At 70.3% G+C, this 13196-nt stretch carries 10 protein-coding genes; 5 read left to right on the top strand and 5 right to left on the bottom strand.

The features are described from left to right. From P7V53_RS06495 to P7V53_RS06485, 3 genes are read right to left on the bottom strand one after another with little or no spacing between them, the layout of a single operon-like run. A complete protein-coding gene (locus tag P7V53_RS06495; RefSeq protein ID WP_280154666.1) occupies positions 1-2643 on the bottom strand; it encodes a LuxR C-terminal-related transcriptional regulator in 2643 nt (880 codons plus the stop codon). A 55-nt stretch (positions 2644-2698) separates the two neighbouring features. Beyond that, positions 2699-3649 (bottom strand): response regulator, encoded by a 951-nt coding sequence (locus P7V53_RS06490; RefSeq protein WP_280154665.1) that lies wholly within the window; start codon positions 3647-3649, stop codon positions 2699-2701. Continuing rightward, positions 3630-7163 (bottom strand): ATP-binding protein, encoded by a 3534-nt coding sequence (locus tag P7V53_RS06485; protein ID WP_280154664.1) that lies wholly within the window; start codon positions 7161-7163, stop codon positions 3630-3632. The genes P7V53_RS06490 and P7V53_RS06485 overlap by 20 nt, the downstream gene beginning before the upstream one ends. 102 nt (positions 7164-7265) lie before the next feature. Here P7V53_RS06485 and ureA point away from each other — a divergent pair, with 102 nt between their 5' ends. Genes ureA through ureC form a run of 4 tightly spaced genes read left to right on the top strand, consistent with a single transcriptional unit; the run spans position 7266 to position 9771 of the window. After that, a complete protein-coding gene (ureA, locus tag P7V53_RS06480) occupies positions 7266-7568 on the top strand; it encodes an urease subunit gamma (protein ID WP_280154663.1) in 303 nt (100 codons plus the stop codon). Between the two features lie 10 nt (positions 7569-7578). After that, positions 7579-7749, top strand: coding sequence for a hypothetical protein (locus P7V53_RS06475; RefSeq protein ID WP_280154662.1), 171 nt, complete (start codon positions 7579-7581; stop codon positions 7747-7749). Then, positions 7749-8054, top strand: a complete 306-nt coding sequence (locus P7V53_RS06470) for an urease subunit beta (RefSeq protein WP_280154661.1) — start codon at positions 7749-7751, stop codon at positions 8052-8054. The genes P7V53_RS06475 and P7V53_RS06470 overlap by 1 nt, the downstream gene beginning before the upstream one ends. A 1-nt stretch (position 8055) precedes the next feature. Next, positions 8056-9771: an urease subunit alpha gene (gene ureC, locus P7V53_RS06465; RefSeq protein ID WP_280154660.1), complete on the top strand. Its 1716-nt coding sequence runs from the start codon at positions 8056-8058 to the stop codon at positions 9769-9771. Here the strand turns inward: ureC and P7V53_RS06460 are convergent, their stop codons facing one another. After that, on the bottom strand, positions 9772-10272 hold the full coding sequence (locus P7V53_RS06460; RefSeq protein WP_280154659.1) for a hypothetical protein: 501 nt from the start codon (positions 10270-10272) through the stop codon (positions 9772-9774). Positions 10273-10365: 93 nt separating this feature from the next. On the opposite strand from P7V53_RS06460, the gene P7V53_RS06455 reads away from it, so the two are divergent. Further along, the gene (locus P7V53_RS06455) at positions 10366-11151 is read left to right on the top strand and encodes an alpha/beta hydrolase (protein WP_280154658.1); all 786 of its coding nucleotides are present in this window, start codon (positions 10366-10368) and stop codon (positions 11149-11151) included. On the opposite strand, the gene P7V53_RS06450 is transcribed toward P7V53_RS06455, so the two are convergent. Then, a complete protein-coding gene (locus P7V53_RS06450; protein WP_280154657.1) occupies positions 11144-13186 on the bottom strand; it encodes an acetoacetate--CoA ligase in 2043 nt (680 codons plus the stop codon). The genes P7V53_RS06455 and P7V53_RS06450 overlap by 8 nt on opposite strands. Positions 13187-13196: the final 10 nt, after the last annotated feature.

Below are 13196 nucleotides of genomic sequence, written 5' to 3'. Positions count from 1 at the left end.
TCATGGCTGCATGCGCGCGCGATGCCACGCCGCGGCCTGCCCGCGCGACTGCACCGCGAGCTTGTCGAGGATGTTCGCGACGTGGCGCTTCACCGTATGCGGGCTCAGATCGAAGGCCCGCGCGATCGCCTTGTTGCTGTCGCCCGCGGCGATGCGACCCAGCACCTCCTGCTCCCGCACCGTCAGCAGCGACGGCGACGGCGACGACGACGGCGCTTGGGCACGCAGGCCGGCGGCCAGCGTCGCCAGCTCGCGCAGCACCGATTGCTGCGCCTGCGGCAGCTGCTCGCCCCAGCGTGCACGGGCCAGCGCGGCCAGGACGGCCGGGCCGGCCATCAGCGCGTGGCCGTGCTCGCCTTCGGCGATCAGCCGCGCGAGCGCGGGATGAAGCGCGTCGGCCGCTTCGCCGATGCGGCCGCACTGCAGCAGCGCGTGCCCGGTGCGCAGGTGCAGCTCGATGGCCTGGCCCATCAGGTCCATGCGCGACGCCTGCGCCAGCAGCTCGGTGAACAGGGACGCCGCATCGTCCCACTGGCCTTGCGCGGCGGCCAGGCGCGCACGGATGCCTGACACGCGGCCGGGCTGCTCGAGCGGACGGTCCGCGAGCTCCGCGCCCCAGCGGGTCAGCGCCGCCGCGTCGCTGCCCAGCACGTCGGTCAACCGCACCGCGAAGGTCGCCACCTGGTGGCGCCAGACCTGCCGGCGCTCGGCGCTGCTCGCGTTGTCCTCGCGGACGATGAGCTCGGCCAGCGCGTGCTCGACCGCGGCGGCGCGGCCGTGCATCGCATCGGCCAGCGTGCGAAAGACGGTGACGTTGGTCTCGATGTCGGCCGAGCACGCCAGCCAGCGTACGTCGGACTCGGCGATGGCCGCTTCGGCCAGCGCGTCTGGAACGCGCCCGGCCCACAGGTGGGCATAGGCCTGCTGGATGTGGATCAGCGCTCGCAGCGGCAGGGCACGTTCGCCGATGCGGCGCAGCGCCCCGGCAAAGTAGCGCTGCAGCACGGGCCGGATGCCGCGCAGCGTCGCCCACGTCATGCCGGGGGCGCCCTTCCACCAGGTGAGCAGCGACTGCGTGCCCTCCAGCTCGTCGACCAGGCGCGCGAACAGCGGCGGCACCGCATCGTGGTCGCCGCGCTGGAAGTGCCAGGAGCACTCGCCGACCAGCGCGATCACGCGCGCTTCGCGCGACAGCGGCTGCGGCTCCAGCTCGTCGAGCAGCGCGCGCACGTGGTCGGACCGCCCCAGCGCGTGGTACGCCGACGCGAGATAGGCCTGGGCCAGCTGCTGTCCCTCGACGTCGCCCTCGTCTCGCGACGCCGCCGCCGCGCCTTCCATGTGGGCGGCCATCTCGGCCCATCGCCAGCGCTGGCAGGCGGCCAGCCCCTGCAGGCGCTGCAGCCGCGCCGAGCGATCGCGCCAATCGGGCGGGAATTGCTGCGCCGCACGCTGCAGCTCGGCGGAGGCGCCTTGCAGCACCAGCTCGTCGCTCACTTCGACCAGCGTCGCCTCGGCCGCTGCCCAGTCGCCGGCGCGCAGCAGGAAGGCCACGCGGCGCATCGCATCGGGCTCGCTCGCGGCGGCGCGCTGCAGCAGCGTCGGCAGCTCGTCGGGCAGATCGCGTTCCAGGCGGTGCGCCAGCGCCTCGCGGAACAGGTCGTGCAGGACCAGCGTGCGCTCCTGCGCGTCGAGGGCGGTGGCGAACAGGCCGCGGCGCTCGACTTCCTCGAGCCGCTCGGCAGCGGCGGCGTCGCCGCTTACCGCTGCGGCGCGGGCGGCGGTCAAGGCCGGCAGCACCGAGCAGCGCACGAGAAAGTCGTGCAGCGGCGCCGGCATGTCGTCGAGCACCTCGCTGGCGAGGTAATCGAACACGGCACGATCGAGCGGGCCGCGGCGAGCCGACAGGCCACCCGCACGCGTGCGCGATGCGGCCAGGCACAGCCGCAGGCCGGCTGGCCAACCCTGGGTGCGCTCGATCAGCTCGGCCAGCTGCGGCCCGCCCGGCGCGCTGGTCTCCGTGCCGGCCAGCGCCGCGGCAAAGCGCCCGGACTCGTCGGCATCGAAGCGCAGATCGTCGAGATGGAGCTCGGCCAGCTCGCCGGCCGCGCGCAGCCGTGGCAGCGCCAGGGCGGGCTCGACGCGGGTCGCGATCGCCACCGTCCACTGCGGCGGCAGGCGCTCGATCATGGCGTCGAGCAGCTCGGCGACCGGCGGCAAGGCCCGATGCAGGTCATCGACGACGATGACGCCGTGCGGGCAGTCCGCACCGGCCAACGCATTCACGAGCTCGGCCACCGCACGCTTCACGCCGGGGCCTTCGTCGCCCACCTGCGCGAGCAGCGCCTGCGGATCGGTGCGCCAGGGCAGGTCGTGCGGCTCGAGCGCGGCCACCAGCCCGGCCAGCAGGCGCCGGCTGTCGTCGCCTTCGTCGAGCGAGACCCACGCGAGGGCCGTGCCGTGCGGCAAGCGTTCGATCTGCGCGGCCAGTGCACTGGTCTTGCCGAAGCCGGCGGCTGCGACCAACAGGACGAGCCGCCGCGACATCAAGGCCTGGCTCAGCGAGTCGTCGAGGCGGGGCCGCGCGATCTGAGCGCTGCGCCGCCGCGGCGGCTGGATCTGCGTCAGCGCGAAGGTGGTGTCCACGGGGTCAGTGTAGGTGGCTGGTGGAACGCAGCGGAAGCGCTGCTCCACCGCAGACCTACAGGCGAAGCTTGTTCATGGCCAGGTTGGCGGCCGCGGTCCGGGTCTCCACGCCGAGCTTCTCGTACACGTGCTCGAGGTGCTTCTTCACCGTCGCCGGGCTCGATCCGAGGATGTCGCCGATGTCGCGGTTGGTCTTGCCCTTGGCGACCCAGTACAGCACCTCGGCCTCGCGCAGCGTCAGCCTGAAGTTCTGCATCATCGCTTCGACCACCGCGGTGTCCGACACCTCGCGCATCACGATCAGCCAGTCTTCGTCGCTGGTGCGCTCCTGCAGGCTGATCACCAGCTGCCGCGCCTCGCGCACCAGGGCCATCGGCCTGGGCGCATGGCCTTGCGCCGCCAGCGCCGACTGCACCTGCAGCCACCGCAGCAGCTGTGGCGGGGCCGGGTCGTCGGCGCCGAAGTACTGCTGCAGCAGCTTGCGTGCGAGCGGCGTCTGCCACACCGCGCGGCCGCTGCCGATGTGGATGGCCATCGTGGCATGACCGAAGGCGTCGAGAGCATTGCGCGCCTGCCTGGCGTGGCGCGCGCCCTGCATGTGCACGGCGATTCGCGCGATGACCTCGCGAGGGCGGATCGGCTTGGTGACGTAGTCGACGCCGCCGGCCTGGAACGCCGCGACGACGTGCTCGGTCTCGGTGAGGCCGGTCATGAAGACGATGGGAATGTGCGCCGTGTCCGGCCGCGCCTTCAGCCGGCGCGCCACCTCGAAGCCGTCGAGCCCCGGCATCACCGCATCCAGCAGCACGATGTCGGGCTGCGCCTGCGCGGCGCGCTGCAGTGCGGCCTCGCCGCTGGTGGCCACCAGCACGGTGTAGCCCGATTCGTCGAGTGCGTCGTGGAGCACCGACAGGTTGTCGGGCACGTCGTCGACGATCAACACGACCTCGGCGCTCGCGCCGTCGATGTCGGCTCGCGCCGGCAGCTCATTCAACGACGCGTGCATCGCGGGCCTTTCGCAGAACGCCGCTCATGGCGTCGAGTTGGAACTGGCGCGCGAGCTCGCGCAGGTGGGCGACGAAGCCGGCGCTCTCGGGCGTCTCGGCCTGGATCGTGTCGAGCAAGGTCAGGATGCCGCGGAAGTAGCCGAGATCGACCATCTCGGCGAGCGCGCGCAGCCGCTCCTCGCCGGGCAGCACGAAGGGCGCCGGCGCCGGCGTGGGCGCCGGTGCGATCACCGGCTGTGGCGCGTGCAGCCACTCCAGCGCCAGCGCGCGGCCCAGCCAGTCGAGCAGCTCCGCCTTGCGCACCGGCTTGAGCACGAAGTCGGTGGGCGCTATGCCCACGTCGTTGTCCAGGCCCTTGTCGAAAGCGTTGGCCGACACGATGGCCACCGGGGCGCGGCTCAACGCCTCGGCGCGCATGCGGCGTATGGTCTCCCAGCCGTCGATGCCGGGCATCGCCAGGTCCATCAGGATCGCGTCGGGCTGGAACTGCTCGAGCAGCGCCAGGCATTCGTGCCCCGAGGCCGCGCGCCGCACGTCGAAGCCGAGCGGCGCGAGCACGTTGACCAGCAGGTCGCGGTCGACTTCCTCGTTGTCCACCACGAGCACGCTGCGCCGCGGACCGGCATAGCCGATGCGCGCAAGGCGCGGCAGCTCTCGCGCGGCGGCCTCGGCGCGGACCTCGGGCAGGAAGAGGCGGATGCGGAACGCCGTGCCGGCACCCGGCGTGCTCCTGACGGTCATCTCCCCGCCCATCAGGTCGGTCAGCATCTTGCTGATCGTGAGGCCCAGGCCGGTGCCGGTGCCCGAGGTGTGGCCGGCGGCGGAGCCCCGCGCGAAAGGCTCGAAGATGCGCTCGATCTCGTCGGGCGCGATGCCCGGGCCGGTGTCCTCGACCTCGAACACCGCCATCTCGCGTGCATAGCTGGCGCGAAACACGACATGCCCGGCACCGGTGAACTTGACGGCGTTGCCGATCACGTTGATCAGCACCTGCCGCATGCGCTTCTCGTCGGTGCGCACGATCTCGGGCAGCGTGCCCTGCACCTCGTGGCGGAACTCCAGGCCCTTGCCGGCGGCCTGCAGCTCGAACATGCGCGCGATCTGCTGCACGCATTCCTGGAAGCGCATCGGCCTGACCTCGAGCGTGAGCTTGCCGCCTTCGATGCGCGCGATGTCCAGCGTGCCTTCGATCAGCGACAGCAGGTGGTCACCGCCGCGCCGGATCACGCTGACCGCCTGCTTGCGGTGCGGCGGGACGCTGTCGTCCTCGTCGAGCAGCTGCGCGTAGCCGATGATGCTGTTGAGCGGCGTGCGCAGCTCGTGGCTGATCGCCGAGATGTAGCGGCTCTTCGCCTGGTTGGCCAGCTCGGCCGTGCGCTTGGCCTGCTGCAGCGCCTCGTCGGTGCGCTGATGGGACTCGATCTCGTTGACCAGCGCCTGCGTCTGCCGGTTGCTCTCTTCCTGCGCGACCTGGCGGCTCTTGTGCGTCAGCACCAGCCACCAGGTGACGATGGCCGACACGACGACGAGCGCGGCATACACCTTCATGAAGCCGAGGCCGATGCCCTGCGCCATCGCCTCCTTCGCGCCGTCGCCCAGGTCGACCAGCTGGCGCAGCTCGTGCTGGTAGATGAGATAGAACAGCATGCCCAGCAGCGGCACGATCGCCGACATCAGCAGCAGGTAGCGGCCCAGCTCGGTGTCGAGGCGCTTCCACCACGCGCCCGGCAGCAGCCATCGCGCCGCCGCCTGCCACTGCGCCGACCAGCTCGCCTCGGGCTTGCACATGTCGTTGCAGCGTGCGTCGAGCGAGCAGCACAGCGAGCAGATGTGGCCGAGATAGGCGGGGCAATACGCCATGTCGTCGGACTCGTATTCGCGCTCGCAGATCGTGCACCCGCGGGTCGCTGCGCTCCTGCCCCCGAGGGGCGCCACCCGGTGGGCCGGCGAAGCCGGAGCCACGGGCGTTTCTGGATCGGCCGGCCGGGCGATGGGTTGCGGGTCTCGGGCCAGGTAGTACTTGCCCCGGGTCCACCACGCGATCAGGGGCGCCGTGACGAACGCCGTCACCAGCGCGATGAGCGCCGAGAAGGCGCGCGCCATCTCCCCGAAGAAGCCCAGGTAGGCCGCGATCGACAGTGCCGACGCCAGCCCCATTGCGCCGACGCCCACGGGATTGATGTCGTACAGATGCGCCCGCTTGAACTCGATGCCCTTCGGCGACCAGCCCATCGGCTTGTTGATCACCAGGTCGGCGACGACCGCCATCATCCAGCTGATGGCGATGTTGGAGTACAGCCCGAGCACCTTGCCCAGCGCGGAGAACACGTTGAGCTCCATCAGCATCAGGGCGATCAGCGTGTTGAACACCACCCACACGACGCGACCCGGGTGGCTGTGCGTGAGCCGGGCGAAGAAGTTGGACCAGGCGAGCGAGCCCGCATAGGCGTTGGTCACGTTGATCTTGAGCTGCGACACCACCACCAGCAGCGCCGTCGCGGCGACCGCCCAGGTGGTGCGCGGGAAGGCGTACTCGTAGGCCGCCAGGTACATCTGGTTCGGGTCGACGGCGCGGTCCACCGGCACCGCGTGGCTGATCGCGAGGAAGGCGAGCAGCGCGCCGCCCAGCATCTTGAGGACGCCCGGCACCACCCAGCCCGGGCCGCCGATCAGCACGCCGGCCCACCAGCGGCGCTTGTTGGCGGCGGTGCGCTCGGGCATGAAGCGCAGGTAGTCGACCTGCTCGCCCATCTGCGTGATCAGCGCAATGCCGACCGTCATCGCCGCGCCGAACATCGCGATGTCGAACTGGCCGCCCTGCCCCCTCGCGCCGGCGTAGCCCATGAGGTCGTGCAGCACGCCCGGGTTCTTCTGGAACACGTAGATGTAGGGCACGACCAGCAGCACGATCCACAGCGGCTGCGTCCAGACCTGCAGCTTGCTGATCACGGTGACGCCGTGGGTGACCAGCGGAACGACGACCAGCGCGCAGATCAGGTAGCCCCATGCCGGCGGGATGTCGAACGCGAGCTCCAGCGCGTAGGCCATGATGGCCGCCTCGAGCGCGAAGAAGATGAAGGTGAAGCTGGCATAGATGAGCGACGTGACGGTGGAGCCGATGTAGCCGAAGCCGGCGCCCCGGGTGAGCAGGTCCATGTCGACGCCATGCAGCGCCGCGTAGCGGCTGATCGGCAGGCCGGCGAGAAAGATCACCAGCCCGGTGGCCAGGATGGCCCAGAAGGCGTTGACGAAGCCGTACTCCACCAGCAGCGTCGCGCCCACCGCCTCCAGCACCAGGAAGGAAGCGGCGCCGAAGGCGGTGTTGGCCACTCGCAGCTCCGACCACTTGCGAAAGCTGTGCGGCGTGAAGCGCAGCGCGTAGTCCTCCATCGTCTCGCGCGCGACCCAGTCGTTGTAGTCGCGACGCACCTTGACGACGCGCTGCACCGCCTCGGTGCGCACCGAGGCGGTGATGGCCGGCCCGACGCGCGGTGCGCCGGGCGTCGGAGGCATCACGACGCTCATGGGGGCTAGACGACGGCAAGGGGCATGCCAAGGGCGCGCGTGCGTCGTTTCGGTGCAAGATGGCACACCTTCTGCTACCCGACACGCCCCATGGACCTGACGCCGCGCGAGAAAGACAAGCTGCTGATCTTCACCGCCGCACTGCTCGCGGAACGACGCAAAGCCCGCGGCCTCAAGCTGAACTACCCCGAAGCCGTCGCCCTGATCAGCGCCGCCATCATGGAAGGCGCTCGCGACGGCAAGACCGTGGCCGAGCTGATGAGCGACGGCAAGACGGTGCTCACGCGGCAGGACGTGATGGACGGCGTCGCGGAGATGATTCCCGAGATCCAGATGGAAGCCACCTTCCCCGACGGCACCAAGCTCGTCACCGTGCATCAGCCCATTCAGTGAAAGGCGAAACGTGAAACGTCATCTGACCGTCGCGACGGCATTCGCATGCCTGCCGCTCTGCAGCGCCGCCCACGAGGGGCACGGCCTGACCGGCGCGCATTGGCACGCCACCGACCTGTGGGGCTTCGTCGCGCTGGGCGCCGTCGCTGCGCTGGCCGTCTGGTTGCGCCGGAGGAAGTGATGATCCCGGGCGAGCTGCTCACCGACGGTCCCGACATCGTCATCAACGCGGGCCGCCGCACGCTGACATTGGTGGTCGAGAACCGCGGCGACCGGCCCATCCAGGTGGGCTCCCACTATCACTTCGCCGAGACCAACGGTGCGTTGAGCTTCGACCGGTCGGCCGCGCGCGGGATGCGCCTGAACATTGCGTCCGGCACGGCGGTGCGCTTCGAGCCGGGGCAGCAGCGCACGGTGGAGCTGGTCGACTACGCGGGCGAGCGCACGGTCTTCGGGTTCCGCGGCCTCGTGCAGGGAGCGCTCTGACATGACCACACTGCAACGCCGCGCCTACGCCGAGATGTTCGGCCCCACCACCGGCGACCGCTTGCGCCTGGCCGACACCGATCTGGTCATCGAAGTCGAGCGCGACCTCACCGTGCACGGCGAGGAAGTGAAGTTCGGCGGCGGCAAGACCATCCGCGACGGCATGGGCCAGTCGCAGCGCATCAACGGCCCGGGCCCCGGCGACGCCGTCGACTGCGTGCTGACCAACGCGCTCATCGTGGACCACTGGGGCATCGTCAAGGCCGACATCGGCCTGCGCGGCGGCCGCATCGCGAAGATCGGCAAGGCCGGCAATCCCGACGTGCAGCCCGGCGTCGACATCGTCATCGGCCCCGGCACGGAAATCATTGCGGCCGAAGGGATGATCGTCACCGCCGGCGGCATCGATTCGCACATCCACTTCATCTGTCCGCAGCAGATCGAGGAAGCGCTGCACAGCGGCGTGACCACCATGCTCGGCGGCGGCACCGGCCCGGCCACCGGCACCTTCGCCACCACCTGCACGCCGGGGCCCGAGAACCTCGCGCGGATGCTGCAGGCCGCCGACGCGTTCCCGATGAACCTGGGCTTTCTCGGCAAGGGCAACGCCAGCCGGCCCGAGGCCTTGCGCCAGCAGGTGGAGGCGGGCGCCATCGGCCTGAAGCTGCACGAGGACTGGGGCACCACGCCGTCGGCCATCGACTGCTGCCTGGCGGTGGCCGAGGAGACCGACACGCAGGTCTCCATCCACAGCGACACGCTCAACGAGTCCGGCTTCGTCGAGGACACCATCGCGGCCACGAAAGGTCGCACGCTGTGCGCCTTCCACACCGAAGGCGCGGGCGGGGGGCATGCGCCGGACATCCTGCGCGTGGTGGGCGAGGCCAACTTCCTGCCCTCGTCGACCAATCCGACCATGCCCTACACGGCCAACACGGTCGACGAGCACCTCGACATGCTGATGGTGTGCCACCACCTCGACGCCGGCATCGCCGAGGACCTGGCGTTCGCCGAGAGCCGCATCCGCCGCGAGACCATCGCCGCGGAAGACGTGCTGCACGATCTGGGCGCGATCAGCATGATGAGCTCCGACTCGCAGGCCATGGGCCGGGTCGGCGAGGTCATCGTCCGCACCTGGCAGACGGCGCACAAGATGAAGCTGCAGCGCGGCAGCCTTCCGGGCGACAGCGCGCGCCACGACAACACGCGTGTCAAGCGCTATGTCGCCAAGTACACGATCAATCCGGCGCTGGCCAACGGCATCGCGCACGAGGTGGGCAGCATCGAGCCCGGCAAGTGGGCCGACCTGGTGCTGTGGAAGCCCGCCTTCTTCGGCGTCAAGCCGGCATTGATCCTGAAGGGCGGCTTCATCGCGGCGGCCGCGATGGGCGATCCGAACGCCTCCATCCCCACGCCCCAGCCGGTGCACTACCGGCCGATGTTCGGCTCCTTCGGCGGCGCGTTGCACCTCGGCTCGCTGACCTTCGTGAGCCAGGCGGCGCTGGCCGGCGGCGTCCCCGCGAAGCTGGGCCTGCGCAAGGCGGTTGCCGCGGTGAAGGGCTGCCGCACGGTGCGCAAGCAGGACATGGTGCACAACGCCTACGCGCCGTCCATGCAGATCGACGCGCAGACCTACGAGGTGCGCGCCGACGGGGTGCTGCTCAGCTGCGAGCCGGCAACCCGCCTGCCGATGGCGCAGCGGTACTTCCTGTTCTGATCAGAGGATGCGCAGGGCCGAGAACGGCGGGTGGACCGGCCCGTCGGGACCGATCTTGTTGAGCATCAGCACGCTGATCCTCCACGCGCTGTCGGTCATCATGCCGGCCACCGTGAAATGGCGCGGCGGGCCGCCGTTCTTCATCAGGCTGATGAATGCCCAGCCGATCGCGGGGTTGTTGGGCACGCAATGGAAGACGCCCTGCTCGTCCGTGAGCGCGGTGGTCACCCGGTAGGTGCCCTGGCTGCCTTCCTTGCCCGCGTCGAAGGTGAAGGACATCTTCGCGGGACGTATCCATTCCTCCGACCAGAAGAACTCGCCGCCCAGGCCGGCCAGCGTCACGATGTCGGTGGGGCCGTGCCAGCCGGCCGGGCGGCCCGCCTGCAGCTCGATGTACCGGCGGTAGGCTCGCTGGGTACGCTCGACGGTGGCGGGATCGAGCTGGGCGGCCTTGAGCACGCTGTCGATCTGGGCCTGGCTGAGCGTCGGGGTGTCTTGCATGGAAATCCTCCTTGATGAGCCTCGGACCGGGGGACATCCTAGTGACGGCCTCCCGCGCAACCACCCCTAGCTTTGAGTGAACATGACAACGGCATGAAAGAGACCTTGCTGTGGGCCGTCGTCGCGGTCCTCGTGTTCCTCGCCGCGGTCTTCCTGTGGCAGGACCGGTTGCTGTACTTCCCGATGCGCACGACGGTCGATCGCATGACCGGTGCCTCGCTTCGCGCATGGCCGTCGTCACACGAATTTCGCGGCCTGGTCGCCGAGCCCGCCGGCCAGGCGCGCGGTACGGCCATCGTCTTCCATGGCAACGCCGGACACGCCGGTCATCGCGACTTCTACGCGCAGTCTCTGGTTCCTCTCGGACTGCGCGTGATCCTGGCCGAGTACCCCGGTTACGGCCCGCGAGCCGGCGCGCCCGGCGAAGCGAGCCTGGTGAGCGATGCCGAGGAAACCGTCGCCAAGGCGCATGCGCAATACGGCGCGCCGCTGCTGCTGATCGGCGAATCGCTGGGCGCGGCCGTCGCCGCGGCCGCCGGCGCCAAGCACCGCGATCGCATCGGCGGGCTGCTGCTGATCACACCGTGGGACCGCCTGCCCCACGTCGGCGCCCACCACTACCCGTGGCTGCCGGTGAAGTGGATGCTGCGCGACGAGTACGACAGCGTCGCCCGCCTCGCAGAGCTGGACCGTCCGGTGGTGGTCGCCGTCGCCGAGCGCGACAGCATCGTGCCGGCAAAGTACGGCATCGCTCTGCACCAGGCGCTGCGGGGACCGAAGCGCCTGCTGGTCATCGAAGGCAGCGACCACAACGACTGGGCCGGCCGCGTCGATGTGCCCTGGTGGCGCGACGTGCTCGGGACCTTCGGCCTCAGCTAGCCGCGCGCCGCTTCCCGAACTCGACGAACCAAGAGATGCTGTCCGCATTGGCCATTGCGTCGGCGTTCAGCACCTTCTCCGCCGGCTGCCCCATCAGGAGCTTCTTCACCGGCAGCTCCATCTTCTTGCCGGACAGCGTGCGGGGGATGGCGCTCACCTGGAAGATCTCGTTGGGCACATGCCGCGCCGACAGCGCCTCGCGGATCGCGGCCTTCAGGCGCGCGACCAAAGCGTCGTCCAGCACGAAGCCTTCACGCAGCACGACGAACAGCGGCATGTAGCTCTCGCGGCCGAGGTACTCCAGATCCACCACCAGGCTGTCCAGCACCTCGGGCAGCGCCTCGACAGCGCGGTACAGCTCGCTGGTGCCCATGCGGATGCCGTGGCGGTTGATGGTCGCGTCGCTGCGGCCGTAGATGATCGCGCCGCCGCGCGGCGTGATGCGCAGCCAGTCGCCGTGCCGCCAGACGCCGGGATACATGTCGAAGTAGCTGTCGTGCAGGCGGCGGCCGTCGGTGTCGCCCCAGAAGCACAGCGGCATCGACGGCATCGGCTTGGTGCAGACCAGCTCGCCGACCTCGTCGATCAGCGGCCGGCCGCGGCCTTCGGCATCCGGCTCGCTCCAGGCCTCGACCGAGGCGCCGAGGCAGCGGCACTGCATCTCGCCCTCGATCACCGGCAGCGTCGGCAAGCCGGCGATGAAGCCACCGGAAAAGTCGGTGCCGCCGGAGACCGAGGTCAGCCAGATGTCGCGGCCGTCGACCTTCGGCATCTGCTCGTAGATCCAGCGATAGCACTCGACCGGCAGCGGCGAGCCGGTCGACCCCAGACCGCGCAGGCGCGACAGGTCGGCGACACGCGCCGGCTCGACGCCGGCCTTCAGGCAGCTGGCGTAGAAGGCCGCACCCGCGCCGAAGAAGGTGGCGCCCGCCGCCCCGACGAAGCGCCACAGCGTCGACCAGTCGGGCTGGCCGGCGCGTCCGGCCGGGCTGCCGTCGAAGAGGCAGATGGTCGTGCCGATCAGCAGGCCCATCATCTGGCAGTTCCACATGATCCAGCCGGTGGCGCTGTACCAGTGGAAGCGGTCGCCTGTCTCGACACTCGGGCCCACGTTGTTGTGCAGCCGGATCAGCTTCAGTCCTTCGAGCATCACGCCGCCGTGGCCGTGCACGATGGGCTTGGGCAGGCCGGTGGTGCCGCTCGAGTAGACGATCCACAGCGGGTGGTCGAACGGCAGCCAGCGCGGCTCGACGCGCGCTTCGGCTCCGGCAGTCAGCGCGTCGAAGTCGTGCACGGCGCGTCCGCCGGCCCGCAGCGTCGCCTCGTCGGCGTCGGCGTTCAGCGCGCGCTGCAGCACCACGTGGCGCACGCTGGGCAGCGAAGCCAGCAGCGTGGCCAGCAAGGGCATGCGGTCGTGCGCGACGCCGCCGTAGCGGTAGCCGTCGCAGGCGATGAGCACCGTGGGCTCGATCTGCCGGAAGCGGTCGAGCACCGCCACCGGTCCCATGTCGGGCGAGCACACCGACCAGACGGCACCGAGGCTCGCCACCGCCAGGAAGGCGACGACCGTGGCCGGCGTGTTCGGCAGGAAGGCGGCGACCCGGTCTCCCGGCTGCACGCCCATGCGCTCCAGCTGCGCGGTCAGCGCAGCGACCTGGCGGCGCAGATCGGGCCAGCTCATCTCGCCCATCTCGCCACGCTCGGCCATCGCCTCGTTCTGGAACCGCAGCGCCGGATGGCCCGCGGCATGCGCCGCATCGGCATGGCGCAGCGCCTGGCGGGCGAAGTTGACTTGGGCGCCTTCGAACCAGCGCGCACCGGGCATGGTCTCGGCATCGAGCACGGTGCGCACCGGCGTCGGCGACTGCAGGTCCACCCAGTCCCACACCGAGCGCCAGAAACCGCGCAGGTCGCAGACCGACCAGCGCCACATGGCGTCGTAGCCTTCGTTCGTGGTCGGATCGAATCTCAGGCCGCGCGTCTCGGCCAGCCAGCGGGTGTAGCGGAGGATCTGGGGTTCGGGGGCCTGGCTCATGCCCCGCAGT

Source organism: Piscinibacter sp. XHJ-5, from assembly GCF_029855045.1.
Taxonomy (GTDB): domain Bacteria; phylum Pseudomonadota; class Gammaproteobacteria; order Burkholderiales; family Burkholderiaceae_C; genus Albitalea.
Note: the sequence above shows the minus strand (reverse complement) of the source record. Positions and strands in the feature narration are given on the sequence as shown.